Source organism: Kaistia sp. 32K (assembly GCF_016629525.1).
GTDB lineage: Bacteria > Pseudomonadota > Alphaproteobacteria > Rhizobiales > Kaistiaceae > Kaistia.
The window spans coordinates 4,063,432-4,090,117 of record NZ_AP024269.1 but is presented as its reverse complement, the minus strand read 5'-3'; the positions used below and the strand labels follow the sequence as shown (position 1 = coordinate 4,090,117).

The 26,686-nt window shown below is 65.6% G+C and carries 21 protein-coding genes; 14 read left to right on the top strand and 7 right to left on the bottom strand.

Features of this window, described 5'->3' with window-relative positions; genetic code table 11:
* The first annotated feature begins 116 nt into the window (after positions 1-116).
* The 9 genes from K32_RS18925 (at position 117) to K32_RS18885 (ending at position 12,362) form a co-directional block, all read left to right on the top strand.
* The gene (locus K32_RS18925; RefSeq protein ID WP_201400994.1) at positions 117-1,328 is read left to right on the top strand and encodes an ROK family transcriptional regulator; all 1,212 of its coding nucleotides are present in this window, start codon (positions 117-119) and stop codon (positions 1,326-1,328) included.
* Positions 1,329-1,432: 104 nt separating this feature from the next.
* Positions 1,433-2,692, top strand: coding sequence for an ABC transporter substrate-binding protein (locus K32_RS18920; RefSeq protein WP_201400993.1), 1,260 nt, complete (start codon positions 1,433-1,435; stop codon positions 2,690-2,692).
* A gap of 76 nt (positions 2,693-2,768) precedes the next feature.
* Positions 2,769-3,659, top strand: coding sequence for a carbohydrate ABC transporter permease (locus K32_RS18915; RefSeq protein ID WP_201400992.1), 891 nt, complete (start codon positions 2,769-2,771; stop codon positions 3,657-3,659).
* A gap of 5 nt (positions 3,660-3,664) precedes the next feature.
* Entirely contained in the window at positions 3,665-4,561 is an 897-nt protein-coding gene (locus tag K32_RS18910) for a carbohydrate ABC transporter permease (protein ID WP_244670006.1), read from the top strand.
* A 115-nt stretch (positions 4,562-4,676) separates the two neighbouring features.
* Positions 4,677-7,022, top strand: a complete 2,346-nt coding sequence (locus tag K32_RS18905; protein ID WP_201400990.1) for a hypothetical protein — start codon at positions 4,677-4,679, stop codon at positions 7,020-7,022.
* A 247-nt stretch (positions 7,023-7,269) separates the two neighbouring features.
* The gene (locus K32_RS18900) at positions 7,270-8,568 is read left to right on the top strand and encodes an ABC transporter substrate-binding protein (protein ID WP_201400989.1); all 1,299 of its coding nucleotides are present in this window, start codon (positions 7,270-7,272) and stop codon (positions 8,566-8,568) included.
* 77 nt (positions 8,569-8,645) lie between these two features.
* A complete protein-coding gene (locus K32_RS18895; protein ID WP_201400988.1) occupies positions 8,646-9,536 on the top strand; it encodes a carbohydrate ABC transporter permease in 891 nt (296 codons plus the stop codon).
* Between the two features lie 4 nt (positions 9,537-9,540).
* The gene (locus tag K32_RS18890) at positions 9,541-10,371 is read left to right on the top strand and encodes a carbohydrate ABC transporter permease (protein ID WP_201400987.1); all 831 of its coding nucleotides are present in this window, start codon (positions 9,541-9,543) and stop codon (positions 10,369-10,371) included.
* A 23-nt stretch (positions 10,372-10,394) separates the two neighbouring features.
* Entirely contained in the window at positions 10,395-12,362 is a 1,968-nt protein-coding gene (locus tag K32_RS18885) for a LamG-like jellyroll fold domain-containing protein (protein WP_201400986.1), read from the top strand.
* A gap of 109 nt (positions 12,363-12,471) precedes the next feature.
* Here the strand turns inward: K32_RS18885 and K32_RS18880 are convergent, their stop codons facing one another.
* Positions 12,472-13,212, bottom strand: coding sequence for a GntR family transcriptional regulator (locus K32_RS18880; protein ID WP_210342760.1), 741 nt, complete (start codon positions 13,210-13,212; stop codon positions 12,472-12,474).
* Between the two features lie 202 nt (positions 13,213-13,414).
* Here K32_RS18880 and K32_RS18875 point away from each other — a divergent pair, with 202 nt between their 5' ends.
* From K32_RS18875 to K32_RS18865, 3 genes are all read left to right on the top strand, one after another.
* Positions 13,415-14,350 (top strand): aldo/keto reductase, encoded by a 936-nt coding sequence (locus K32_RS18875; protein WP_201400984.1) that lies wholly within the window; start codon positions 13,415-13,417, stop codon positions 14,348-14,350.
* Positions 14,351-14,409: 59 nt separating this feature from the next.
* On the top strand, positions 14,410-15,990 hold the full coding sequence (locus K32_RS18870; RefSeq protein ID WP_201404569.1) for a glycoside hydrolase family 43 protein: 1,581 nt from the start codon (positions 14,410-14,412) through the stop codon (positions 15,988-15,990).
* Between the two features lie 179 nt (positions 15,991-16,169).
* On the top strand, positions 16,170-17,003 hold the full coding sequence (locus K32_RS18865) for a phosphatase PAP2 family protein (protein ID WP_244669619.1): 834 nt from the start codon (positions 16,170-16,172) through the stop codon (positions 17,001-17,003).
* Positions 17,004-17,067: 64 nt separating this feature from the next.
* Here the strand turns inward: K32_RS18865 and K32_RS18860 are convergent, their stop codons facing one another.
* Positions 17,068-18,261, bottom strand: coding sequence for a TCR/Tet family MFS transporter (locus K32_RS18860; RefSeq protein WP_201400983.1), 1,194 nt, complete (start codon positions 18,259-18,261; stop codon positions 17,068-17,070).
* 132 nt (positions 18,262-18,393) lie between these two features.
* Between K32_RS18860 and K32_RS18855 the strand changes: the two genes are divergently transcribed.
* A complete protein-coding gene (locus K32_RS18855; protein WP_201400982.1) occupies positions 18,394-19,032 on the top strand; it encodes a TetR/AcrR family transcriptional regulator in 639 nt (212 codons plus the stop codon).
* Positions 19,033-19,238: 206 nt separating this feature from the next.
* Complete coding sequence (locus K32_RS18850; protein WP_201400981.1) at positions 19,239-20,453, top strand: acyltransferase; 1,215 nt, start codon at positions 19,239-19,241, stop codon at positions 20,451-20,453.
* Positions 20,454-20,493: 40 nt separating this feature from the next.
* Here K32_RS18850 and ydiK read toward each other — a convergent pair whose 3' ends face one another.
* The 5 genes from ydiK to K32_RS18825 form a co-directional block, all read right to left on the bottom strand.
* Positions 20,494-21,543, bottom strand: coding sequence for an AI-2E family transporter YdiK (gene ydiK, locus K32_RS18845; RefSeq protein ID WP_201400980.1), 1,050 nt, complete (start codon positions 21,541-21,543; stop codon positions 20,494-20,496).
* A 129-nt stretch (positions 21,544-21,672) separates the two neighbouring features.
* Positions 21,673-22,908, bottom strand: a complete 1,236-nt coding sequence (locus K32_RS18840; RefSeq protein WP_201400979.1) for an HlyD family secretion protein — start codon at positions 22,906-22,908, stop codon at positions 21,673-21,675.
* Between the two features lie 3 nt (positions 22,909-22,911).
* Positions 22,912-23,430 (bottom strand): hypothetical protein, encoded by a 519-nt coding sequence (locus K32_RS18835; RefSeq protein WP_201400978.1) that lies wholly within the window; start codon positions 23,428-23,430, stop codon positions 22,912-22,914.
* Between the two features lie 183 nt (positions 23,431-23,613).
* Positions 23,614-25,407 carry a bifunctional aspartate transaminase/aspartate 4-decarboxylase gene (locus K32_RS18830; RefSeq protein WP_244669618.1) on the bottom strand — a complete coding sequence of 598 codons (1,794 nt, stop codon included), beginning with the start codon at positions 25,405-25,407 and terminating at the stop codon, positions 23,614-23,616.
* Between the two features lie 88 nt (positions 25,408-25,495).
* Positions 25,496-26,677, bottom strand: coding sequence for a hypothetical protein (locus K32_RS18825; RefSeq protein WP_244669617.1), 1,182 nt, complete (start codon positions 26,675-26,677; stop codon positions 25,496-25,498).
* Positions 26,678-26,686 lie beyond the last annotated feature (9 nt).

Genomic DNA, 26,686 nt, shown 5'->3' with positions numbered 1-26,686 from the left:
TCCGAATGCAGACATCCGACGGAGGGATGCGGTAAAGAAATTGAGGGTTGGAACGCCCGAGTCCTCGCGGGAGGCGATTAATTCGTCTAACGTATGGATAAAATCGGGGAGAAGGGATGCATCGCGGAACCAACCTGCCGGCCGTCGGCTCCTTCAATCAGTCGGTCATTCTGGAGCTGATCCGGCGCGCGCCGGAGGGCATCAGCCGCGCGGAGATCGCGGTGCGGACCGGGCTCGTGCCGCAAACCGTGTCGAACGCCGCCAAGCAGCTGCTGGCGCAGGGGCTCGTCATGGAGGCCGGCACGGTCATCCAGGGGCCGGGCAAGCCGCCGGTGCTTCTGCGCCTCGATCCGCAGTCCCGGTTCGCCATCGGCGTGCATATAGACCCCGGCTTCATCACCTATGTCCTGCTCGACCTTCGGGGGCAGATTCTCGCGCGGTCGATGCATCGAACCCCCTCGGCGACGGACCCCAAGGCGGTGATCGCCGAGATCGCCGAGCAGGTGGACAGCCTCGCCAAGGCGGCGGGGATCGACCGGGATCGCATCCTCGGGATCGGGCTGGCGACGCCGGGGCCGGTCGATGCCGCGCGCGGCGTGATGGTCGACCCGCCCTTGATGCTCGGCTGGTGGAACGTGCCGATCCGGGATGCCGTGGCCGCAGCGACCGGGCTAGATGTCATGTTCGACAAGGAGGTCATCGCGGCGGCGGCGGCGGAGATCTGGTTCGGCGAGCCCAGCCGGCGGGACTTTGCCCTCGTCTATCTCAGCGCCGGTATCGGCACCGGCCTGGTGCTCGACGGCACCATCCGCCGCGGCGCCACCGGCAATGCGGGCGACGGCGGCCGGATCATCGTCAATGACAGCGGCGTGCCCGATGCGCCGAGCCAGCAGTTGGGCCACCTCGTCACGCCGGAATATCTGGTTCAGCAGGCCGTGCGCGAGGGGATCCTGCCGGCCGACGCCGACGTGGAAACCGGCTTCGAGCGATTGCTGACGGAGGCCGAGCAGGGCAGGCCCAGTGCGCTTGCTGTTCTCGAGCGGGCAGGGCGCAACCTGGCCTCGGCCGTGCTGACTTTGGTCAACATTCTGGACATTCCGGAAGTCGTCTTCGCCGGTCCCTATTGGCCGCGCCTCCGTCCGCTGGTCCTGCCGACCATCGCCTATGTCGTGCAGACGTCGCCGATCCGAAGCACGCGTCACGAGATCCGGTTCGGCCTGTCGCGGGTCGGCGTCGAGGTGGGCGCTGTCGGCGCCGCCTGCCTGGTTCTCGACACGGTACTCTCCCCCCGTCCTTCCTCGCTGCTGATCACCGACCGGATCGCCTGACAAGACCGGCTTGACGGGTTTGTGCCGGCGATCTAGCTTGCCAAAAATAATTACTCCATCGTTTGGATATAATAGACCGAACCTGGCTCACCAAGGAGGATGACGTGAGACTAATTCGACTGCTTTCCGCCGCGGCGCTTGCCGTTGGCGCCGCCGCCATGCCCGCGCATGCGCAGGATGCCCCGCTCACCTTCATGACGTTCGAGACGCCGGCGCTGAACGCGACCTTCTGGGACGGCTCGATCGCGCGCGCGTCCGAAAAGGTCCCGGGCCTCACGGTCAAGAAGATCATCTCCCCCAGCGCCGACCGCAACGCCTATGCCAAGCAGCTGCAGGCCAGCGGGCAGTTCCCCGACATTCTCGCCTCGATCAATCCCAAGGACTTCATCGAGGCGGAGCTGCTGCTGCCGTTCGACCAGAGCTGGCTGGAGGAAAACTTCATCCAGCCGGGCGGCAATACGATCGACGGCAAGGTTTATATTCCGCCGACCAACGCGCAGGTTATCCCGCTCGTCTATTACAACAAGGACGTCTTCGCGAAGCATGGCCTGCAGCCGCCCAAGACCTGGGCGGAGCTGGTCAACGTCGTGAAGACTTTGCGTGCCGGCGGCGTCACGCCGATGGAGCTTGCCGGCGCCGAGCCCTGGGCCGCCGGCATGCCGCTCGTGGCGCTCGCCAGCGCGGATGTGCTGGGCAAGGATCCGGACTGGATCCGCAAGCGCTTCGCCGGCGAGGTGAAGTTCTCCGATCCGCTGTTCGCCAAGGCGATGCAGAAGGCCGTCGATCTGGTCGGGATGGGCGCCTACGATCCGGGTGCGCTCAGCGTCGACTTCACCACGGCCAACAAGAACTTCCTCGATGGCAAGAGCGCCATGTACGCGCAGGGCAGCTGGCTCACCGGCTCGGGCTATATCAGCGCCGAGAAGGCCGCCAATGTCGGCGTGTTCCCCTGGCCGACCGATGACGGCACGATCGTCATCCCGTTCAATGTCGGCGGCACGACCTCGGTCAGCGCGGGATCGAAGGCTCCCGACCAGGCGATCGCCTTCGCCAAGGCCTGGTCGCTCGATCCGAAGAACCTCGCGACCCTGATCGAGACCGACGGCGCCTTCCCGATGATGAAGAAGCTGTCGCTTGCCGATTTCGGCGTGAAGGTCAGCGGCCTGTTCGAGGAGGCCTACGGCCTTGCGACGGCCGACAGCACCAAGGTCTCGGCCTTCGGCTGGGTGAACAACGACAACGCCCTGGCGCCGGGCGTCAACGACCTGTTCTACGCGCTCTCCCAGTCGTTCTTCTCCGATACCGACGTCGCCGGCCAGCTGGCACGCCTCGACGCCGATTGGGATGCCGCGACCGGCAGGTAAGCCAAGCGCAACGTCAATGCGGGTGTCGCGGCGTCGTCGCGGCACCCGGACGAACCGTCTCAAGAACAGAATCGACATGAACAGCAAGCTCGCCGTCTGGCGCCAATCCTTTGGCCTTGCCGCGATCGCCTGGGTTGCGATCGGACTCTACGCCACGTTCCTCCTTTACCCGGTCATCCAGAGCTTCCTGACGAGCTTCACCGATCGCAATCCGCTGCGCCGCGAGAGCTCCTATGTCGGCTTCGACAACTACATCGCGCTCTTCCATGACCAGCGGCTGCTGCGCAGCCTCATCTTCACGCTCATCGTCACGGTGTTCGTGGCCGTGGTCGCGAACGTGCTCGGCCTGATGATCGCCATGTTGCTTAATCGCGCCCGGGCGAGCTACCGCGTGATGCGCACGCTGATCTTTATCCCGCAGGTGCTGTCCGGCGTCATCGTCGCCTTCATCTGGCGGAGCATCCTGACCCAGAACGGGCTGCTCAACGTCACCCTGCAGAACCTGGGTCTGACCGATGGTCCGATATCGTGGATCGGGACGCCGACGCTTGCGACCTTCTCGATCTGCGTCGTGGTGAGCTGGGTCACGGTGGCCTTCACGACCGTGGTCTATACGGCCTCGCTGCAATCGGTGCCGCTGGAGCTCTATGAGGCCGCGCGCATCGACGGCGCCGGCGCGTTCGGCCGCTTCCGAAATGTCACCCTGCCGATGATCGCGCCGGGCATGACCATCTGCGTGACACTCAGCCTGATCACGACGCTGAAGCTCTTCGACATCGTCGTCGTGCTGACCGGCGGCGGGCCGGCGAATTCGACCAAGTCGGTCGCCTACTACCTGATCGACGTGGCGTTCACCGGCAACCGCTTCGGCTATGCCAGCTCGATCGCCATGCTGTTGCTGGCTCTCACCGCTTTGATCTCATACGGCACGTCGGGAATTCTCCGCCGCCGGGAGGAACGCCTGTGAATACGATGCCGAACCGCGCCGACGCGACGCTTCCCGCCCGTCCCTCGGCTTATCGGCGGATTGTCGCCAACCGGCGCGAGATCGCCGGCCGGGGCGGGCACCTCGCCATATCCTGGCTGGTTACCTTCGCCTTCGTGCTGCCGATCTACATCGCGCTTGCCAGCGCCTTCAAAAGCCAGGAGCAGATCCTCGCCAACCCGCTGGCGCTGCCGGCTCCGTTCACCCTCGACAATCTGGTCACCGCGCTCTCCCGCAGCGACCGGATGGTGCAGGCCGGCCTGCTGAACTCGGCCTTCGTGACCGGGCTCACGCTGGTGATCCTGGTACCCTTCGCCGCCGCCCTCAGCTTCTGGATTTCGCTGCAGCGGACCCTGATCAAGGCGCCGCTGCTGGCGCTGTTCGCGATGGGGCTGATGGTTCCGCCACAGGTCGTGCTGCAGCCGATCGTGTCGCTCCTGCAGCAGATCGGCCTCGCCAACTCCTATCCCGGGCTGATCCTCTCCAATATCGGCGGCGGCTACATGTCGTTCGCCGTGTTCGTCTATGTCGGCTTCCTTCGCACGGTGCCGCGCCAGCTCATCGAGGCGGCGCGCGTCGACGGCGCGAGCGACCTGCGCATCTGGTGGAGCATCGTCATGCCGCTGCTGCGCCCGGCGACCGCGACGGTCGCCATCTTCATCGGCCTCTGGGTGTGGAACGACTTCCTCAACCCGCTCTTCATCCTCGGTCCGCTCCAGGGCCAGACCATCACCACCGGCATCTATCAGGCGCTCGGCACCTACTCGACCGATTACGGCCAGGTCTTCGGCATCATGTTCCTCGCCGCCGTCATCCCGGTGGTGGGCTACCTGCTCGTGCAGAAGCAGTTCGTCGCCGGCCTTACCAGTGGAGCGGTCAAGTAAGGGCGCGGCCCGCGCCTCGCTCGAAAACGCTCCAGACGGTTCATCCCAATTTCCCGCGGCGCGCGCTCGGCCTGCGTCCGAGCCTCGTCGTGCCAATTTCCGTGCAGGACTCCGCATGAAACTCAAAGAAATCCTCGTCCTTCACCACAGCCATCTCGACGTCGGCTACACCCATAGCCAGCCGATCATCTGGGAGCTGCAGCGCGAATATATCGACCAGGCGCTGGACCTGCTCGACGAGACGGCGGATTGGCCGGCGCATCTGCAGCCGAAATGGACCTGCGAGGTCACCTCGCCGGTGCTCAAATGGCTGGAGACGGCAAGCGCCGCCGACGAGGCGCGGTTCCGGCGGATGGTCGAGGCCGGGCGGCTCGCCATCGGCGCCATGCGCTACAACGTTACCGCGCTGAACGGCGCCGACCAGCTGGCGCGCCAGCTGGCGCCGGTCGCCGAGCTGCGCGAGCGCTTTGGCGCACGGATCAATACGGCGCTTCAGCACGACGTGACGGGCGTGCCGTGGCCGCTCGCCGACCTGCTGCTCGACCATGGCGTCGATCTGCTGGTGATGGCGGTCAACCGGCATCTCGGCAACCATGTCGAGCCGCGCCCCGGCATCTTCCGCTGGCGGACCCCGTCCGGCCGGGAGCTCAGGGTGATGAACGGCAACCACTACACCATGTTCGACCAGGTCCTGCTGAGCTGGGAACGGTCGCTCGATTCCATGGCGAGCGGTCTCTCGGACTATGTCGGTCATCTCGACCGCATCGGCTATCCGCACGACTTCCTCTACCTGACGACGACCGCCGCGCCGGAGATGTGGGACAACGCGCCGCCCAATCCGGCGGTCGCCGAGCTGATCCGTCGCTGGAACGAGGAAGGCCGCGAGCCGGCCATCCGCTATGTCACGACCGAGGACCTGGCCGAGCGCATCAAGGCCATTCCGGACGATCAGTTGCCGCTGCTCGACGGAGACTGGACCGATTACTGGAATTTCGGTTGCGCCAGCACGGCGACCCTCGTGCGCCGCTCCCGCGCGGCGAAGCGCGCGCTTGATGCTGCCGACCAGCTCGCCGGCGACAGCCGCTCCGGCGCCGTGACGCGCGCGGCGGATCGCGCGCGCGACCTGCTCGACCTGTTTGACGAGCATACCTGGACCTATTGGGATACGGCCGCCCAGGACGACAACGGCGTCATTCAGGATGCGCTGAAGGCAGCGCCTGCCGTGGAGGCCGGAGAACTCGCCAAATACGTGCTCACCCACGAGCTCGAGGCGACGGCCCGCAACCCCGCGCATTCGGAGAGCGCGCCGGACCATGTCGTCCTGTTCAATCCGTCGCCGGTCGCCCGGCGCGAATATGTCGAGATCCCGACGGCGTGGCGGAAGCCGGGACCCCGCCTGCGGACGGAGCGCTTCAAGCCGGACGTGCCGGGCGAGGCGGATGTGTGCGGCCCGTTCGAGGTGCCGGCGCATGGCGTCGTGCGCCTGCCGCTCGCCGATCTCGCCGCGGCCGAGGATGATCTCCGTGTCTTCCACGAAGACCGCCGCTCGCCCGCGAGCTTCCGCGCCTTCAACAATGTCCGCCTCGAAATCGCGCGCACCGGGCACGCCGTCATCGAGTCGCCGACGCACCGGCTCTCCTATGATCCCGACACCGGGCGGATCCTTGGCCTCTATGACAAGCAGCTCGACTGGGACGTCTGTCCGGCGAATGGCGACTACGACTTCTTCGACTTCGTGCGCGAGCGGCCGGATGCCCTGGTCGATGGCCGGCGCGAGGCCTATTACGATCGCGACCTCGACCGCGAGAAGATCGACCAGTCCTGCTGGAAGCCCTGGCGGGCGATCCGCGAGCGGGCGACGCGGCTGCGCAGCTGCGTCGTCACGCGCACGCCGGGCAGCGTGACGCTCGAGCGTCTGTTCGACGCGCCGGGGACGAGCGGGCTCAAGCAGCGGATCACCCTGCGCGCCGACACGTCGGTCGTCACGGTCGAATGCGATGTCGACAAGCTGGCCTATGCCGATCCGGAGGCGATCTATTTCGCCCTGCCGCTTAATCTCGACGCCGGCTGGCGCAGCCATTTCGACACCGCCGGCCTGCCCGTCGCGCTCGACGAGCAGCAGCTGCCCGGCGCCTGCCGGAACTGGTTCACGGCGGATACGTTCGCGTCGATCCACACCGTGGATCGCGGTGCGTCGCTATTCCTGCCGGATGCGCCGCTCGCCATGGCCGGCGGCTTCCACTTCGGTCCGCCGCTCGACGCGGTGCCGCGCGATGCCGACCCGCTGCTCTTGGCCTGGCCGATGAACAATTACTGGAACACCAACTATCCGCTGACGCAGCCGGGCCTGCATCGGTTCCGCTACGGCCTGCTGACGCACGCCGCCTTCGACCCGGATCACATCCGCGCCGAGGCCGCGGCGTTCGCGAACCCGATCCTTGTCTATCCGGGGCATTCCTGAGGGGCATCTAGCCGGGGGATCCTCGGCGAACACTTCATCGAAGGCAGCGCCCGGCGCTCTGCCGGTCACGGGCAATCCCAGTCAGCCCGTGCCCGGACAGGGCGCCGGGCGCCTGCGTTCGCGGGTCAAAACGGTGCGATCGCCGCGTCGCGCCGACGTGTCTTGACGGTCTCGATTTTCCGATATACCGATATATCAGTATTGGGTGGCGTGCTGAACGCGCCCTTTCAGGGAGGATCTATCGGTCATGTCCAGGTTCCGTAACATGCGGGTTCTGGTGCTCGCTGGCGTTGCTTTGGCGATTGCCCATGCCGAGGCAGCAGCTCAACCCGTGACGCTCAATCTCTGGTCGGAGCTGTCGGCTCCGCCCGAGTCCGTCGTGCTCAACAAGGCGGTTGAGATGTTCAACGCCGCCAATCCCGACATCGTGGTCAAGCACACCGCGTTCGAGAATACGGCCTACGAAACCGCCTTGCGCACCGCCTTCGCCGGTGGCACGCCGCCCGACATTGCCGAGGTCAATGCCGGCTCCAACGCGTTCCAGTATGCAAAGTCAGGCCAGCTGACGGACCTCAGCGATTTCGTGAAGCCGATCGAGGAAAAGCTGCGGCCGGGCCTGGAGACCATGTACCGGTACAACGGCAAGTCCTATGGCGTGCTGTGGGGCCTCAAGGTCGGCAACGTGCTCTACTACAACCCGGCCATGCTGGCGGAGCAGGGCATCGACCCCGCGTCGCTCGCCACCTGGGAAGGGTTCATGGAGGCGAGCCGGAAGTTCAAGGACGCCGGCATCACGCCGATCGCCTTCGGCGATCGCGACCAGTGGACCGGCAACCACTATTTCAACCACCTCCTGCACGGCCTTCTGACCAAGCAGGAATATGACGCGATCGGGCTGCAGACGCTCGATCCGTCCATCGAGTCCCAGATGAAGTGGACCGACGACAAGCCGGTGCGCGCCTGGGAGCTCTACAAGGCCACGGCCGACGCGGGCTATTTCACGCCCGGCTATCTCTCCGACGACAACGACACCGCGGCGGGCCTCTTCTTTTCCGGTCGCGCGCCCTTCTATGCCACGGGCAGCTGGGGCGTCGGCATGGCCAAGGGCAATGGCGCCAAGAACGTCGCCCTGACGCTTTTCCCGCCGGTCTCCGGCAGCCCCGATCCGACGGCCGTCGTCACCAATTCGCTGCTGTTCACCATCCCGACCACGACTAAGGATGCCGAGGCCGCCAAGCGCTTCCTGAACTTCCTGACCAGCGAAGAAGTCCAGAAGCTCTATGTCGAAGAGAACTTCGACTTGAGCCCCTATGAGTACGACCATTCGGGCTGGAAGATGGACCCGCTGCTGCGCCAGATCGCCGGCCTGCTCGACAATGCGAAGAACGCCTCGCCCTTCCTCGACATGATCGAGGATGTCAAATGCGTGCAGGAAAACGTCAACGAGGCGAATGTCGCGGTGCTCACCGGCGACCTCAAGCCTGCGGAGGCGGGCGCGCTGCACCAGGAATGCGTCGACGGTCTGCGCGCCTCGCTCAAGCAATAAGCGAACGGGCAGTAAGCGATCCGGGGGCGGCCCAATGGCCGCCTCCTTCTCCCTCTTATACGCCGAGGAGACGTGCCGTGCGCCGCGCTGCAGGTCAGACCCATTTCCATATCTGGCTGCTCTTGCCGGCCTTCGTCTTCTATACCCTGTTCTGGATGCTGCCCGCGCTGATCGCCCTTTTGTCCAGCTTCACCCAGTGGAACGGCATCAGCTTCGACTCCATCCGCTGGGTCGGCCTCGCGAACTACATCCAGCTGTTCGACGACCGTTGGTTCTGGAACGCGCTGCGCAACAATCTGCTCTTCGTCGCGGTGGTGCTCTGCTCGATCATCGTGCTCGGCATGATCTATGCGCTGATCCTCAACGCCAAGCCGCGCGGCCATTCGGTCTTCTCGACCATCTTCTTCATCCCGATCGTGCTTTCGAGCGTGGTGATCGGCCTCCTGTTCACGCAGATGCTGAGCCCGACGGTGGGCTTCGTCGGCCCGGCTCTCGCGGCCATGGGCATGTCGGGGGTCGAGCAGTATCAGTGGCTGGGAAGCCGCGACACCGCGCTACCGATGGTCATGCTCGTCTACATCTGGCGCGAGCTCGGCTTCGCCATCCTACTGTTGCTGGCCGGCCTGCAGACGATTCCCAAGGACTATCTGGAGGCGGCCCGGATCGACGGCGCCACGCCCTGGAACATTACCCGCTACATCACGCTGCCCTTGATGCGGCCGGTGCTGACCGTGGTGATCGTGCTGGTCACGACGAATGCCTTCCTGCTCTTCGATCTCATCATCGTCATGACCAATGGCGGTCCGTTCCACGCCTCGGAGGTGCTGAGCGTCTACATGTACAGCCAGGCATTCCTGAAGGGTAATCCGGGCTATGGCACCGCCATCGCCATGATGCTCTTCGCCATCACCCTGTGCGTCAGCGTCGTCCAGCTCGTCCTGGGCGGCCGTGGCCGGAAGGGGGCCTGATCCCATGTCCAAGTCGCTTCCGCTCTGGGTGCGCGTCGCCGCCTATGGGCTGCTTTTCGCGCTTTCCGCCTCGGTCGTCTTGCCGTTTATCTGGATGGTCCTGACGGCGCTCAAGACGACGGCCGAGATCAACCAGTCGCCGTTCTCCTGGCCGGCCACGCCCAATCTCGGCGTCTTCGTCGATGCCTGGATACAGGGCAACTTCACCCGGCTCTATCTGAACTCGCTGGGTATCACGATCGTCGCCGTCACCGGGCTGATCGCGCTGTGCAGCGCGGCCGGCTATGCGCTGGCGCACTACCGGTTCAAGGGCCGCGAAGCGCTGTTCCTCTATTTCCTGGCCGGGATGATGATCCCGCCCCAGGTCATCATGGTGCCGAGCTTCAAGCTCATGGCGAGCCTCGGCCTGATCAACACCTATGCCTCGGTGATCCTGACCTATTTCGCCTGGGTGCCCTTCGCCATCTTCTTCTTCCGCGCCTATTTCAGCGGCATTCCCAAGGAATTGGCCGAGGCGGCGCGGGTCGAGGGTGTGTCGGAGTGGAACATCTTCGTCCGCATCATGCTGCCGCTGGCGAAGCCCGCCATGGCCACCGTGGGCATCGTCTACTTCATCTGGATCTTCAACGACTTCATGTGGCCGCTGATCTATCTGAACGATCAGTCGCTGCGCACCGTCACCCTCGGCATGATGGCCTTCCAGGGCAGCCATGCGGCGCTGATGAACTTGAAGGTCGCCGCGCTCCTCATCGCCACGGGCCCGCCGCTCGTCATCTTCCTCGTGTTCCGCCGCCAGATTCAAAGTGGCCTGATCGAAGGCGCCCTCAAGGCGTGATCGGGCAGTTGCAAGGGCTCCCCATGTCTCAGACCCGTTCTCTCTTCCGCTGGAGCGCCGCCGCAGAGCAGCCGGATTTCGTCCGCCACGGCCATGCCGTGCCGGCCGCCGGCCTCGACGGCGCAACGTCGCTCCAGTTTGACGGCTTCTCGGCCTATGTCTCGGCCCCGGCGGCGGGCGTCCCGTCTGGCGCCTTCCACGTCGCGGCGAATGTCGCGCTGGCGGCCTATCCGTGGAATGTCTGCCCCATCCTCGACATGCTGACGCTGGAGCGCGACGGCGGCGAATCCGGCTTCAGCGTCGGCATCGACGACCGCGGCCGGCCGCGCTTCGCCCTCGTCACCGGCACGGGCCTGCATGTGGTCAATGGCGAGACCGCGCTCGGGCTCTATCAGTGGCATCGCCTTGCCTTCGTCTACGAGCCCGAGACGGCGATTTCCATCTGGCTCGACGGCGTCGAAATCGGCCGCAGCCGCATTTCCGGCCGCTATCGCCCGTCCGAGGCGCCCGAGGCGCTGGTCGGCCGCACGCGGCACGAGATCATCCCGACCGGGCCGATCCGTCCCTATGCCCATTTCCCGATCACGCTCTATTTCGACGGCCTGATCGAAACGGTGAGCGTGGAGGAAGGCGTTCCGGATCGGCTCGAGGCCGCGCCGGGCGGACCGGCGGATATCGCGCCCCGCCGCCTGCCGGCAGGTCCCGCCGGCAAAGGCCGCTTCGGCGCCACCTATGAGCATCTCAAATATTACGAGGGCTGGGACCGGCGCTGGCGCGTCGGCGACCATCCGGACGTTCTGGTGCGCTTCGACAAGGCCGACTATCGCGTCGTCTTCTGGCGCGGCACCAACTACATCCCCTGCTGGGTCAGCGGCGACGGCATCTGGTACACGAACGAGTTCAACGAGACCTGGGGCAATGGCGCCACGGGTTGCGCCGAGCCGATGTCGGACCGGCACTGCGCCTATTCCCACGTCCGCATCCTCGAAAGCCACGACGCGCGCGTCGTCGTGCACTGGCGCTATGCGCTGGTCGACGTGCTCGACGTTCGCCCGCGCAAGGACCCCGTGAGCGGCTGGACCGATTTTTCCGACGAGGTCTACACGATCTATCCGGACGGCACCGCGATCCGGTCCGTCACGCTGCATTCGACCCAGCCGATGGAATCGCATGAATTCCAGGAATCGATCGTGGTTCTCGGCCCCGGCCAGCGCCCGGAGGACGTGCTCGACATCGAACCGGTGACCCTCGCCAACATGGCCGGCGAAACGCATACCTATTCCTGGGAGAACGGGCGGCCGCGCCACTTGCCAGAGCCTGAGCGCGCCAATATCGCCGTGATCAACACGCGCTCGTCGCAGCGCCCCTACATGATCGTCTCCGACGCGCCGTGCCTGACGCGCGACGACGGTCCCCAGCCCGCGCCGCTCTTCCCGCCCTATTATCACGAGACGCTGAGCGACGGCCAAAAGTTCCCCTGGTGGAACCACTGGCCGACCGCCGATATCCCGTCCGATGGCCGCCGCGCCGTGGCGGCGGATCGCGCCTCGCATTCCTCGGTGCTGACCGGCTCGGAATGGGTCGACTACAAGGTGACCCCCACCTCGCGCCAGCGCATCATGCTGCACGGGCTCACCAGCGAGAACGCCGGGAACCTCGTGCCGCTGGCGGCCGCCTGGCTCTCGCCGGCGCCGCTCACCGGCGTGGAAGGCCGCTTCGATCCGGCCGAGAAGGCCTATGTGCTGCCGGCGGCGACGGATCTGTCGCTCATGCTGGAAGCCAGCGAAAAGACGCCTGTCCTCAATCCGGCTTTCATTCTCGAGGGCTGGCAGGGCAATGGCGTCGATGTCGAGCTGGACGGCGTTGTCGTGCCGCAGGGTGATGGCCTGCGCGTCGGTTGGCGCCATGCTGCGGAACGCAGCGATCTGATCGTCTGGATCGAGGCTTCGGCGACCCGTCCGGTCGCCGTCCGCTTCCGCTCCAGGCGCTGACGGGTCGGCGGCGCGGAATTCCTCCCACGTTGCCGCCGACCCCTTTTCTTGATGCTAGTTGGTCGCCTTTTCCTGGCGCGAACCGATGCCCACTTCGCTCGAAAACGCTCTACAGGGTGAAGCGCTCGAACTCGTCGAGCAGCGGCGCCGCCTGCGGCGCGAACAGTTCCGAGCGTTCCGCCATCAGGTGGCGAATGGTGAGAAACGCGCGGTCGAGATGCACCTTCATCGCCTGCGCGGCGGCATTCTCGTCGCCGGCGCGGATGGCGCCGACGATCCCCTCATGTTCGGCCAGCACGATGGTGAGGTGGTTCGGCTCCGGCATCTGGAGGCGGCGCACGCGGTCGAGCTGCGCCTTCGCCCCCGTCACCAGCCGCCAGATGCGCGGCGAAGCGCCATGCTCGCAGATGAGCTGGTGCATGGCTTCGTCCTGCGCGTAGAACTGGTCGTAGTCGCGCTCGGCCGCCCAGGTCCGCTGCTGGTGCATGTTGAGGTCGAGCCGGGCCAGGAAGGCCTTGTCGGCGCGGCGGGCGGCGAAGCGGACGACCTTCATTTCCAGCGCATCGCGCACCAGCTGGCCTTCCAGCACGTAGCGGAGATCGATCGGCGCCACGAAGGTTCCGGCGTTCGGCCTGACTTCCACGAGGTTTTCCGCGTGCAGTTGCAGGATCGCCTCGCGCAGCGGCGTGCGCGAGATCTGCAACTCCTCGCAGATCTTCTTTTCGTTGATCACCATGCCGGGCGGCATGGCGAGCGAAACGATGGCCCCGCGGACCAGGTCATAGACCTGCGCCGTCTTGGGCATGGACTGGTTGATATCGCTCACCGAAAAGTGGGGCGCGGTATCCACCGGAGCTTTGGCACCTAGGCGCGGTCTGGGCATTGTGAGTCCCGAAAAATCTCGCAGAAGTTGAAGGCGACACTAGTCACTTCGGCTTTGCTTTGGCCATATGGATATGCAATATACCGATATATCGGTTTTAGTGCAATGAGAGGGGCTCCATGCGGCACGCCATCGCCACGGACGCGATCCACCGGATGCGGGCCGAGCCATGAAGCGCGCGGCTCTCGGGCGCACCGGCCTTTCCGTTTCCGCGCTGAGCTTCGGCGCGTCGGCGCTTGGCGGCGTATTCCGCGACGTCGACGAGACAGAGGCGATCGCCACCGTGCACGCGGCGCTCGACGCCGGCATCAATTATTTCGACGTCGCCCCCGCCTATGGCGGCGGCCGTTCGGAAACGGTTCTGGGCCAGGCGCTGAAAGGCATCGACCGCTCGCGCTACGTGCTCTCCACCAAGATCGGCAAATATACCGATCCGAACCAGTATGGCCGCGATACGCTCGACTATTCCGCCGGGCGCATCACGCGCTCGCTGGAAGAGAGCACCGAGCGGCTCGGCACCGACTATTTCGACATCCTCCATATCCACGACATCGAATATCAGGACCGCCAGCATACCGAATGGGCGCTGGGCGAGGGGCTCGAGACGCTGCTGGCCTTGAAGCAGGCCGGGCGGATCGGCGCGGTCAGTTTCGGCATCTACCCGATGGATCTCTGGCATCGCATCTTCGCCGAGTTTCCGGTCGATGCAGCACTCGTGCACAACCACTATTGCCTCAACGACACGCGCCTTCTCGAACTGCTGCCGCTGGCGCGGGAACGGGGCATCGGCGTCATCAACGCCTCGCCTTTCGCCTCCGGCCTTCTGACCGAACGGGGCCCGGCCGACTGGCACGCCGCGTCGACGGCCGACCGCGCGCTTTTCGGCCGCGCGGCCGATTATTGCGCGGCGCGCGGCGTTTCCATCAGTGAGCTCGCCTTCCAGTTCTCGACCGGCAATCCCGACATTCCCACCACCATGTTCAGCACGGCCAGCCGCGCCTCGCTGCAACGCTGCCTCGACTGGTACGGCACGGCGCCGGATCCGGAGCTGGTCGCCGCCGTGCAGGCCATCCTCGCGCCTGTCATGGGCAAGGACTGGGGCTGAGAGCGCTCCGCCATTCCGCCTTTGAACCGAAAATTCCTTCGCCGAGAGGCATCATGGCCCTGCTGACCAATCCCATCCTGCCCGGCTTCAACCCCGACCCGTCGATCTGCCGGGTCGGCGACACCTATTACATCGCGACCTCGACCTTCGAATGGTATCCGGGCGTGCAGATCCATCAGTCGACGGATCTCGCCAACTGGACGCTGCTGACGCGACCGCTGAACCGCGCCAGCCAGCTCGACATGCGCGGCAGCCCCGATAGTTGCGGCGTCTGGGCGCCGTGCCTCAGCCATGACGGCGAAAAGTTCTGGCTGGTCTATACCCATGTCCGGCGCAAGGACGGCTCGTTCAAGGACACGCACAACTACATCGTCACCGCCACCGATATCGCCGGCCCCTGGTCCGACCCGGTCTACGTCAATTCCTCCGGCTTCGACCCCTCGCTGTTCCATGACGACGACGGCCGCAAATGGTTCGTCAACATGCTGTGGGACCATCGCGCCCGGCCCAACATGTTCGCCGGCATCCGCCTGCAGGAATTCGATCCCGTGGCGGGAAGGCTTGTCGGGCCGCGCAAGACGATCTGGCATGGCACCGATCTCGGCCTCACCGAAGGCCCGCATCTCTACAAGCGCAATGGCTGGTACTATCTGCTGACGGCCGAGGGCGGCACCGGCTATGACCACGCCGTGTCGCTGGCGCGGTCCCGCACGATCGACGGCCCCTACGAGACCCACCCGCAGAAACACATCTTCACCGCCAAGGATCATCCGCTGTATCCCCTGCAGCGCACCGGCCATGGCGACTGGGTCGAGACACCGGACGGGCGGCACTACATCGTGCACCTCGCCGGCCGGCCGATCACCCAGAAGAAGCGCTGCGTGCTCGGCCGCGAGACGGCGATCCAGGAAGTGGAATGGCGTGACGACTGGCTCTGGCTCGAGGCGGGCGGCGTCGTGCCGCAACTCGTCGTCGACGTGCCGGGTCTGCGCGACGATGCCGGTCTCGACGGCGAGCGCGTCTACGACTTCAGATCCGGCCTGCCGGACGATTTCCAGTGGCTGCGCACGCCCGAGCCCGAGCGCATCTTCTCGGCCGGCGAGAGCGGCCTCCGCCTCATCGGCCGGGAGTCGATCGGCTCCTGGTTCGAGCAGGCGCTGGTGGCGCGCCGCCAGACCCATTTCCGCTATGACGCCGAGACGATAGTCGAGGTCGCGCCGAGCGACGAGCGGGTGATGGCGGGGCTGGTCGCCTATTACCAGCGCTACAATTTCTACTATCTCGCCGTGACGGCGGATGCAGAGGGCAATCGCGAGCTGCTCATCCTGAGTTCGGAAAGCTCGTTCCCGGACGGCAATCTCCGCTTCCCCGCCGCCCCGGTCCCGCTGCCGGCCGAGGGCGCCGTCCGCCTCGCCCTCTCTATCCGGGAAGCGAAACTGCAGTTCTTCTACGGCCTCGGCGAAACCGGCGACCTCATGCCGGTCGGCCCCGTTCTCGATGCGTCGCTGCTTTCCGACGAGGGCGGCGCCTATGGCGTCGACGGCAGCTTCACCGGCGCCTTCGTCGGCATGGCCGCCAACGACCTCAACGGCACCGCCACGCCCGCGACCTTCGGCTACTTCAAATACAGGCCGGTCTGAGGGGAGGGGCGCTCTCGGGCCGGGGCGGGAACGATTCCGCCATGGCAATCGGATGTCACGCGATCGTCCGACGTTGGCAGGATGGTAAGGGAGGCTATGCTTCGATGTTGACATCGGTGCGTGGCCGGCTACCCCTCTGGGTCGCGTTTCGACGGTTTCACCCCCATAAGATGAGAGCCATGCTGAACAAGCACATCCTTTCGAAGGCAGCGCAGATCGCCGCGCTGATGGTCGCCGGCGCCGCCGCTCCCGCCTTTGCCGACAGCGCGGCGCCGGCGCCCGTCGTTACCGACGCTCATTTCACGATCGCGCCCGGCTATTTGAAGCCCGCCGACCTGCCGAACAGCCTCGACCTTCTGGGCCCGCCGCCGGCCGCCGGCAGCGCGGCGCTGGCGCGCGACGAGGAGGCCCGCCAGTCGACGGTTCCGCTGCGTGGTGGCGATCGCTGGAAGCAGGCGATCCTCGATGCGGATCTCGTCTTCCCGCAGCCGGCCGACAATTTCTCCTGCGCGCTGGGCGTCCAAATCGACGAAACCAACACGCCGCGTCTCTTCGGCCTGATGAAGAAGATGATGTCGGACGCCGGCCTGTCGACCTATGGCGTCAAGAACAAGTACAACCGCACCCGCCCGTTCGTCGTGCACAGCGAAGGCACCTGCACGCCGGATCAGGAAGCGATCCTGCATGATGACGGTTCCTACCCGTCCGGCCACACGGCAGCCGGCTTCGCCTGGGCGCTGGCGCTCTCGGAAATCGCGCCGGAGCGTGCCAACGAGCTGCTCGCGCGCGGCATCGCCTTCGGCCAGAGCCGCATCGTCTGCAACGCCCACTGGCAGAGCGACGTCGACGGCGGCCGCATCATGGGTGCTGCGACCGTCGCCCGCCTGCATGCTGACCCGGTCTTCGTCGAGGATCTGCGCGTCGCGGGCGAGGAAATCGCCAAGGCTCGCGCGAATGGGCTGACGCCGAAGCAGGATTGCGCGGCCGAGGCGAAGGCGCTCGCCACGCAGTAGAGCGCGGCTCCCCGTGTCGATCCCGGCTTGGGCTCCAGAGCCCAAGCCTCTTTCCAGACGATGCCTAGATCGCCGGGACCGCCACCGGCTTCTTCAGGCGGAGGCCGAGAACCAGCGGCACGCTCATCGCATAGATGACGACGACCGACAGCCAGATCGCGCCCGGCCACTCAGCCCGCACCACGAAATAGAGGCTCGAGAAGACGAGCGGCGCGATGATCGAGGCGAGGCTGACCGAGGAGGCCAGCACGCCCTGGAACTGGCCCTGCCGGCTTTCGTCGACCTGCCGCGTCGCCAGCGATTGCAGCGCCGGCACGCCGATGCCGCCAAGCGCGAAGACCGGCATGATCGCGAACACCACCCAGCCCTGGGTCGCGAAGGCCAGCACCGTCAGCGCGACGCAGCTGCTGGCGACTCCGGTCAGGATGGCCCCGCGCTCGCCGAGGAGCTTTACCGCCGGCCCCGGAAGCAAGGCCTGGGCGAGCGCCTGGCAGATGCCGAATGCCCCGAGCGACATGCCGATCCAGAGGCCGTTCCACTGGAAGGTCTCGTTGCCCCAGAGCGCCCAGCAGATGCCATAGGCCTCGCCGGTGGCGCTCAGGATGAAGAAGATGAAGATGATCGGCAGCAGGCTCTTCATCGAAAACACCCAGCGGAGCGGCTGCAGCGGGTTGAGGGCGGCGAGGTCGATCTTTTCGCGCGTCGGGGTGCGGGATTCCGGCAGCACGAAGAAGGCCAGCAGCAGGTTGCAGCCGTTCAGCACGGCGGCGGCGATGAAGGGCAGCCGCAGCCAGTAATCGCCAAGCGCGCCGCCGAGCACGGGGCCGATGATGAAGCCGACGCCGAACATGGCGTTGAGCAGGCCGAAGCGCCTAGCGCGCTGGTTCTCCGGCGTGATGTCGGTGATGTAGGCGGTGGCGACCGAGACGTTGGCGCTGGTCAGCCCGGCAATGGCGCGACCGAGCAGCAGCATCCAGAGGCTGGGCGCGAAGGCCAGGAACAGATAGTTGATCGCCGCGCCGGCGAGCGAGATCAGCAAAACGGGCCGCCGGCCCAGCCGGTCGCTCAGCGAGCCGAGCACGGGCGCGAAGATGAACTGCATGGTCGCGTAGAGCGCGGTCAGAATGCCGATATAGGGCGCAACGTTGCCGGCATGGGTGACGTCCTGCAGCAGCGAAGGCAGGATCGGAAAGATGAGGCCGATGCCGACGGCATCGAGGACGATGGCGGTGAAGATGACGACGAGGAGTCTGTTCATGCGGGGCTCCGGTCTGTTCGAGCCCGCGAGCGCCGCTCCGGGGGAGGGCGCGGCTCGCACAACTAGGATGGAAATTATCCAGACTGAGTATCAATCTATACTCAGTACATAAAATGTGCTACGGACGAGACCATGTCAATGCCATCCGACCTCCGCTCCCGGAAGCGCCTCGCCACGCGGCAGGGCATCTCCAACGCCGCCACGCGCCTTTTCCATGAGCGCGGCTTCGATCATGTCACGGTGGACGAGATCGCGGCCGCCGCCGATGTCGGCCGGATGACGGTATTCAATCACTTCCCCCGCAAGGAGGACATGTTCTTTGACCGCGACGAGGAGGGACGCGAGCGGCTGCGCGAAGCGCTCCGACAGCGCGATCCCGGCGTTGCGCCGATCGAGACGCTGCGCTTGCTCGCGCATCGGCTGGTCGCGGAACGGAGCCCCTATGCCGAATTCTCGGCCCGGAGCCAGGGCTTCATCGAGACGATCGAAGCCAGCGAAACCCTCAAGGCGCGGGCGCGGGCGATCCGGGACGAACTGGCGCAGCTCGTGGCGGTCGCGCTGGCCGAATCCGTAGGGCGCGACCCCGACGATTCCGACGCGCGTCTCGCGGCCGCGCTGCTGCTCGCGACATGGAGCGTGGCCTTCCGCGAGGGGCACTGGACGTTTCGGCGGGGGCGCGACACAGCAGAGGCGGAAGCCGCTTTTCTCGCCGTCGTCGAGAAGGGAACCCTCGGCCTCAAGGCCGCGATGGCCGGCACGCCCTACGCCTGAGCCACCCATTCGGGGCCGGGGATGTGGGAGGCATGACGGCGCGGACGCTCGCATCGCCGATGGCCCGATATCCCGATTTACGAAACGTTTAGGTTAATTTTACCAATCCAAAACTGCCTATTTTGAAATGAGAAAATAAAGCTAAAAGTTTCGACAACACGTCCCATGGCGTGCCTAATATTCATAGACGGTCATGGATTTTTCAAATGAATACTATAGTTATTTCCAGCCAGGCCTATTCGGCTCCGACGCTGGTGTCGGAATATAGTTCGGCCGCGAAGCTCGGCTCGAGGGCGGTCGGTCCCGATGTTCTGCGGTCGATGGCGATCCTGCTCGTCATGCTCGTTCACCTTCCTCTGGAGGCGACGCCGTTCGGCTTGGTGACTATTCGCAATTACGGCTGGCTCGGCGTCGACATCTTCTTCGTGCTGAGCGGCTACCTGATCGGGACGCAGCTGTTCAAGGAGATCGCGCGGACGGGAACGGTCGGGCTGAAGTCCTTCTACCTCCGTCGCGCCTTCCGGATCTTTCCCGCCTTCTTCGTCGTTCTCGCTCTCTACGCGCTCGTTCCCGTGCTCCGGGATGCGCCGACGATGCAGCCTGTCTGGCGGTTCGCCAGCTTCACCGTCAATCTTGGATTCGATCCCCGCCAGGGCAACGCCTTCTCGCAGGCCTGGACGCTCAGCGTCGAGGAGCAGTTCTATCTGGTGCTGCCGATGCTGGTGCTCCTCCTGCACCGTCGCATCGGCGTGTCCTGGGCGCTCGTCCTCGCCGTCGCGATCGCCGCCGCGGGGATCCTGGTTCGCTACGCCATCTGGGAAAACCAGGTCGGCAGCCTGATCGACGCCAACCAGCTCCGGGACGCCTTCGCGGTCTATCTCCGGGAGGTTTACTACCCGACCTATACCCGTCTGGACGGCCTCCTGTTCGGCGTCGTCCTTGCCGCCGCCCGGTTTTTCAAGCCCGAACTCTACAGCCGCTACCTGCAACCGCGCGTCGCGCTGCCGCTGGGATTGGCGCTCGTCGTCGCCGCGCTGTTCCTGTTTTCCCTGCGGGGGCCGCTGGCGGGAACGAACCTGTTCCTCGTGTTTCAGGCGCAGCTTGGCGCCGTCGCCGGCTTCCCGCTCATTTCCATCGGCATCGCCCTCATCCTCGGCGCCATGCTGGATCTCGAGCACGTGCTTGGTCGCTGGCCGGTGCCGGGGATGACGATCGTCGCCACGCTCTCCTACAGCCTGTACCTGACGCACAAATCGGTCTTCCACCTCGATCGGTTGATCTTCGGGCAGGAGAACCTGCAGGGCGAATTCGGCTTCGCGGTCTATCTCGCCACCAGCCTTGCCGTGGCGGCGGTGCTGTGGTTCTGCGTGGAGAGAAGCTTTCTCGTCCTACGTGACCGGGTCCTCGTTCCCAGACCCTGACGGGGCTGGGCCGGCGGGCGCTTCGCCTCGGCGCGCGGCCCTACGTGCGCTCCTCCATCCAGGCGTTAAGGAGCGTATAGGCGACGCCCAGCACCGTCGGGCCGATGAAGATGCCGAGCATACCGAAGGCGATGAGCCCGCCGATGACGCCCGCCAGGATCAGCAGGACCGGCAGATCGGCGCCCCGGCGAATGAGGGCAGGCCGGATGAGCTGGTCCATGGTGGCGGCGATGATCGTGAAGACGACCAGCACCGTCGCCCAGAAGGCGTCGCCGGAATAATACATCCACGCCACCGCCGGCACCATGACGAGGGCCGGGCCGAGCTGGATCAGGCATAGAAGGAAGATGATCGCCGTCAGCACCGAGGCGAACGGGATGCCGACCACCGCCAGCCCGATGCCGGCGAGCGCGCTCTGGGCCACGGCCGTTACCACCACGCCGAGGGCGACGCTGCGGATGGCCTGGGCGGCAAGGCGCACCGCCATCTCGCCGCGATCGCCGGCCAGGCGTCGGCCGAAGCGGATCATCGTCGCGGCGGCCTTCTCGCCGCTGAGATAGAGGATCGCTGCGATCAGCGTCGTCAGCAGGAAATGCACGAACATCGAGCCGAGGCTGCCGGCGGTGGCGGCGATCCATTGCGTGATGGCGCCGGTATAGGGCGCAAGCTGCGGCGCGAGCGACTCGACTTTTCCGGCCGATAGACGGGTCCAGATTTCGGTGGCGCGGGCGCCGATCAGCGGAAAATCGGCGAGCCCGGCCGGCGGCGGCGGCAGGTGCAGCGACAGGACGGTCTGGATCATGCGGCCGATTTCGTCGGTGTTGGCGGCGACGGCGCTGATGGCGAGCCAGAACGGCACGATCAGGATCAGGAGCAGCACCAGCGTCAGGATCAGCGCGGCCAGGCCACGGCGGTTGCCGGTATGGCGCTGTACCCACAGCATCAGCGGCCAGGAGGCGACGACCAGCGTGGTGGCCCAGATGATCGCCGGCAGAAAGGGCAGCAGGATCCAGATGCTGGTGGCGAGGATGGCGCCGATGAACAGAACCGCCAGCGTGATGCGTGTGAGATCCAGTCGCTCGCCGATCATGGCTTCCCGTCCTCGATGTGCCGCGCGTCCTCAGGCCGGGCCGCCCCGATCGATCCGCCGCGCCCTTGCCGGCGGCGCGGCGGCCTATTGTCAGCCTCGGTCGTCGCTCCGCGCGCGGAGCGACGGGGGTCAGTGTCCCCCGCTGAAGACGAGCGTCTGCACCGGGAGGAGGATCGCCTGCAGCCGCAGGATCATGGCGTGCACCAGGCCGACCGCGTCGACGACGTGGAAGAAGAGCCAGCGCCCGGTACCGATGTCCTTCGCCGCGAGTGCGTCGTGGTTGTTGGTGTAGGCGTTGGCGATGCAGCTGCCGCCGGGCGGAACGCCGTCCAGCTCTCCGGTGTAGAGCGGCTCCAGATAAACGGTGATGGAGCCGGGCTGGCCGAGCTTCTGCACGTCGATCAGGAGATCCGTCGGCCGGAACTGGCCGGCGGCGATGACGTCCTGCACCTGCGTCACCACCATCGGAAGGATGGTGAAGGGTTTGCCGACGCAGGTCGCCTCGGCGATCATGCCGACCTTCATCACCTGCGACTCGATCTGGCCGAAGCCGGCGATGAGCGCGCCGCGGCCCGCCTCGGCCGGGACGAGAATGCCGGCCGGCCGCAGCAGCGGATTGACGACGTCGCCCGGCCGCAGCGTGAACTGCTGCAGCGATCCGGCGACGCCGGCGCGCACGAGCGTCTTGTCGAGCTCGACCTGCGCCTGCGCGAGGGCCGCCTCGGTGCTGGCCCTCTGGGCCGGCAGCAGCGTGGAGAGCTTGGTCTGGAGCGTCTGCTTGTTGGAGACCGCGGCATCGACCGCGCCCTTGCGGCCGTCGGCGGCGACCTGCAGGCGCTCGATCTCGCGCACGGCGACGACATTCGCATTGCGCCGCATGAGCTCCTGCTTGGTCTCCAGTTCGTCCAGCGCCTGCAGATAGGAGCCTTCCGCCTGCTTGATGACGCCGTCGGCGGCTGCGAGTTCGGTTTGCGCCACCGCGGTCTCGGCATCGATCTCGGCGATGCGGCGCCGGGCCGTCTCGACGGCGGCCTCCTGCTGCGAGTTGTCGAGCTGGAACAGCGGCTGACCGGCCTCGACCTTTTCGTTGACCCCGACGAACACCTTGGCGACGCGGCCGCCGCTCTCGGGCAGGATCGAAACCGTCCGGAAGATGGCGGTGACGTTCTTCGTCGACGGGTGGAAGTAGAAGATCAGCGTGATCAGGGAGATCGTCAGCACCAGGCAGGCGGTGATGCCCCAGCGCAGTTCGTACCACACCGTATAGAGGTTGATCTCGCGACCGATCCGCTTGCCCTGGACATAGCGGCGAAAGAGATAGTCGGGAAGGATCGTGAGCATCGAGCAGAGCATCAACTCAAGCATCGCTCAGTGTCCTTCTTTCGGCGCATGACTGCCGGTTGCCGGTCTTTTCCCGTGGGGCTCCTTCGATCCCGGTGGGTGATCGGGCGGTTCGGGCGCTCCGGTGTCCGCCGCAATGGCCGGGAGGGCGTCGGGCGGCAGGGGGCCTTCGATCGCGGCCAGTTCCTCGGCGCGGCCGTCGCGTCGTCCGGAGAGCTTCTCCAGCGATGCGGCGATCGACGCCATCGGCGTGGAAAAGTCCGGAATCTGGATCACGGCCAGCAACAGGCCGGCGATCCAGAACAGGTGGTTGTGGGTGGCGAGCGAGATCAGCGCCAGGATGGCGACGATCTCCATCTGCACGCGATTGGCGCGATGCGCCATGCGCTCCGGGACGGCATGCAGCTGGAAGTACAGATTGCCGACGACGAGCACGACCACCAGCACGAAGCCGACCATGACGTTGAATAGGACGTCCGTCTGCCCCGGCGCGGTGATGAAGAACGGAAGATGCTCGATCGCGACCGGATGAAGCTTGTCGTCCATTGAGATAACCCCTTGAGGCCCGTCTCTAGCGTGAAGCCTACTCGTTTCCGTCGAGGAATGGCAGAGAGATCGAGAGGCGCGCAACAGCGTCCCTCGTCTCCAAGCCTTTGACTACCTTGCGTTGAATTCGCTCAAAGACGGATCGACTTTCCGGCTGCGTGCGGACCTCAAGGGAAGGTGCGGCTACTTCTTCTTGCCCTTCTTATCCCGCTTCACCTCCAGCTTGGCCGCAGGCTTCGCTTCGGCCTTGGCCGCCGGCTTGGCCTCCGATTTGACCTCCGACTTGGCTGTTGCCTTGGCCTCCGATTTGGCCGCCGCCTTCACTGCCGACTTGGCCGCGGATTTGGCCGCCGGCTTCACCAGGGGCACCGTCTTCTGCGTTTGCGCCTCGAACCGGTCGACATAGCCGCGTCCGACGGCGCGCACCGCCCGGCCGATGTCGTCGTAGACATCGTCGGCGAGGTTGGCGAAGGAGACGCGCACGCTCCAGTTCGGCGCCTCGAACCCGCCGCCGTTGAGCAGCACGATCGAATGGTCCTCGGCCAGGCGATAGACGAGATCGAGCGGATGCACGTTCTCCTTCAGCCAGGCGACCATGTCCTCGCCGACATAGCGGCGCAGCCAGAATTCGAAATCGATCGTGCCGTAATAGCCGGCAAAGCTCGGATTGGGCTGCAGGTCGAGCGGCAGGCCCTCCAGCAGGCTGTCGACGCGCCGGTTGCAGATCTCCATGCAGGCCTTTTGATAGATCTTCTCGCTGTCCATCAGCTCGCTCATCGAGAACATCGTCATCATCACCTGCTGCGGCAGCGACAGGCCGGCGGTGTGATTGAGGGCGACGTCGCGGCTGTCGGCGACGATGCGGTCGATCATCTTCAACTTGCGCGGCTCCAGCGTGATCGAGCTGTAGCGATGGTCGAGCGCCGTCAGTTCCTTGGCCGGGAGCTTGCCGATCAGCTTGTCGAGGATGTTGTCCTCGTGCAGCGCGATGACGCCGAGCCGCCAGCCCGTGCAGCCGAAATATTTCGAATAGGAATAGACGCCGATCGTGTTGTGCGGCAGCTCGGCCATCAGCGAGCGGAAGCCGTTGACGAAGGTGCCGTAGACGTCGTCGGTGAGGAGGATCAGGTCCGGCCGCTTCGTCTTCACGAAGTTGACCAGCTTGTCGAGCGTCGTGGCGTCGATCGCCATCGAGGTCGGGTTGCCGGGATTGACCACGAAGAAGGCCTTGATCTTTGGGTCTTCGAGCTTCTGGATCTCCTCGTCGGAATACTGGAACCGGTGTTCCTGCGTCGCCTTGATGTGGACGGCGTGGAACGCGTAGTCCTCGAGCTCGGCGATCTCGATATAGGGCGTGAAGATCGGCGTGCCGATCGCGATGGTGTCGCCCTTCTTCAGGATGCGGTTCGCCATCAGCGATTTGAAGATGTAGCACATGGCCGCCGTGCCGCCCTCGACGGCGTAGAGGTCGAACTTGCCGGCCGGCGGCTTGTCGCCGCAAAGCGCCCACATCAGGTAGCGATGCGCGACCTGCTCGGCATGGACGAGCATTCGGTCGGGGACGGGATAATTGTCGCCGATGATCGAGTCGGTGAGTTCGAAGACGAAGGCGTCGGCGTCGAAGCCCAGCACCGTCACGCCGTGCTGGACCATGTGCGAGAGGAAGGATGCGCCGGGCATGTCGGCGTGTTTTTCCAGCCAGGCTTCCAGTCGGCCGGCGATGCCGCGCATCTGCGGCATGCCGGCGAGCCCCGCCTTCGGATCATCCATCGAGCGGCGGCACTCTGTCAGCGCGAACTGGCCGAACAGGAAGAAGCCCTCGCGCGGCGCGGTCGCCACCCAGTTGGGATTGCCGCGGCCGGCGTTGAGCAGGGCATGCGCGGATTTCTGCGCGCTCTGCTTGGCGAGTTTGAGCAGGCCGTCCTTGATCTCGAACGGGCTCATCTTCTCGTATTCGCGATAGTCGATCGCTGCCATGATGTCCTCCCAGAATGCCGCGCCGGGCGTGATCGCCCGCTTTGCGTCGTGTTCTCAGCTGTAATTCCGGCTTATCGGCCGGCCGGCTTCAGAATTTCACCCTGGCTCCGCCCAGGACGGCATAGCTCTTGTCGATGTCGGCGGCCGGTTCCTGGTAGTCGTAGGACCGGAGGCCCAGATAGAGTTCGGTCTGGTAGTAGTCCAGATTCTGGACGAGCTGCGCGCCGAAGGACGTACTGCTGCTGCCGGGCGCGTCGATGTCCTTGCCGTAATAGGCGTCGACGGAGAAAGCCGTCTTGCCGGCCTCGAAATACTTCGTCTGGTAGCCGAGCTTCAGATAGCCGTAGCGGCCGTCGACCGTCTCTTCATCCGAATAGGCGGCGGCGGCGGTGACGCTCAGTCCCGACGGCTGATGCAGCACGGACACCGAACCGTCGACCAGCGACTGGTCGTTGCCGGGCTGCGAATAGGCGATCGCCGCCGAGATCTTGAAGTCGGAAAGCGTGTTGTCGTAGCGCGCGGCGATGTCCCAGACCGTGACGTCGGTCGTCGTCGGCACCACCTGCGTGCCGACGGAGGACGAAAGCGTGAAGCCCGCATATTGCGGCGTGTCGTAGCGGACGCGCAGCTTGCGGCCCAGCCCGTCGAAATCGGTGAACGCGTCCTTGACCTTCACCGACGTGAGCGTTCCGTCTGAAAAGCGGAAGAACGGTCCGCCGGCCATGTCGGACACCAGCGCATAGCCGACCACCGTCGTGCCGGAGAGGTCGACCTCCGCCGATCCGTCCGAGGCCATGCTGCCCTGGCCGAGCCAGAGCTTGCCGTAGGTCTTCGATTCCAGATAGAGCTCGGCCTTGCGCAGCAGGTTGGCGTCCCAGTCGTAATCGCCGCGATTGAGCTGGTTGACGTTGTTGGTCGAGTAGGGCGTCCACTCCCATTCGAGATTGCCGCCCATCCCCCAGTCGTCATTGACCCGCCCGTAGATCCGCGCGCCGGCCCGGGTCGACGAATTGCCGTTGTCGACCGGGCCGTAGCCGAGCGTCGAACCGCCATCGTCGAAGATCAGCAGGCCTTTGTTGATCTGCCCGTAGAGCTCGATATAGGCGTCGTCATTGCCGGTTCTGAGCTTCGGGATCAGCGTCGCCTTGGCCTTGGCGACCTCCGCCTCGGTCGGGGCTGTGGCGTCCGCGGCTGCGGCCGGCAGGAGTGAGGCCAGCGACAGGAGCGGGACAGACAGGGCCGCCGCCAGGGGCCATCGCCGAATGGGCATGGTTGCCGT

Coding starts and splice junctions, on each gene's coding strand:
- K32_RS18890 (WP_201400987.1), top strand. CDS start 9,541: ATGTCCAAGTCGCTTCCGCTCTGGGTGCGCGTCGCCGCCTATGGGCTG.
- K32_RS18840 (WP_201400979.1), bottom strand. CDS start 22,908: ATGCTTGAGTTGATGCTCTGCTCGATGCTCACGATCCTTCCCGACTAT.
- K32_RS18875 (WP_201400984.1), top strand. CDS start 13,415: ATGAAGCGCGCGGCTCTCGGGCGCACCGGCCTTTCCGTTTCCGCGCTG.
- ydiK (WP_201400980.1), bottom strand. CDS start 21,543: ATGATCGGCGAGCGACTGGATCTCACACGCATCACGCTGGCGGTTCTG.
- K32_RS18915 (WP_201400992.1), top strand. CDS start 2,769: ATGAACAGCAAGCTCGCCGTCTGGCGCCAATCCTTTGGCCTTGCCGCG.
- K32_RS18835 (WP_201400978.1), bottom strand. CDS start 23,430: ATGGACGACAAGCTTCATCCGGTCGCGATCGAGCATCTTCCGTTCTTC.
- K32_RS18925 (WP_201400994.1), top strand. CDS start 117: ATGCATCGCGGAACCAACCTGCCGGCCGTCGGCTCCTTCAATCAGTCG.
- K32_RS18830 (WP_244669618.1), bottom strand. CDS start 25,407: ATGGCAGCGATCGACTATCGCGAATACGAGAAGATGAGCCCGTTCGAG.
- K32_RS18865 (WP_244669619.1), top strand. CDS start 16,170: ATGCTGAACAAGCACATCCTTTCGAAGGCAGCGCAGATCGCCGCGCTG.
- K32_RS18900 (WP_201400989.1), top strand. CDS start 7,270: ATGTCCAGGTTCCGTAACATGCGGGTTCTGGTGCTCGCTGGCGTTGCT.
- K32_RS18855 (WP_201400982.1), top strand. CDS start 18,394: ATGTCAATGCCATCCGACCTCCGCTCCCGGAAGCGCCTCGCCACGCGG.
- K32_RS18910 (WP_244670006.1), top strand. CDS start 3,665: ATGCCGAACCGCGCCGACGCGACGCTTCCCGCCCGTCCCTCGGCTTAT.
- K32_RS18885 (WP_201400986.1), top strand. CDS start 10,395: ATGTCTCAGACCCGTTCTCTCTTCCGCTGGAGCGCCGCCGCAGAGCAG.
- K32_RS18850 (WP_201400981.1), top strand. CDS start 19,239: ATGAATACTATAGTTATTTCCAGCCAGGCCTATTCGGCTCCGACGCTG.
- K32_RS18825 (WP_244669617.1), bottom strand. CDS start 26,677: ATGCCCATTCGGCGATGGCCCCTGGCGGCGGCCCTGTCTGTCCCGCTC.
- K32_RS18905 (WP_201400990.1), top strand. CDS start 4,677: ATGAAACTCAAAGAAATCCTCGTCCTTCACCACAGCCATCTCGACGTC.
- K32_RS18860 (WP_201400983.1), bottom strand. CDS start 18,261: ATGAACAGACTCCTCGTCGTCATCTTCACCGCCATCGTCCTCGATGCC.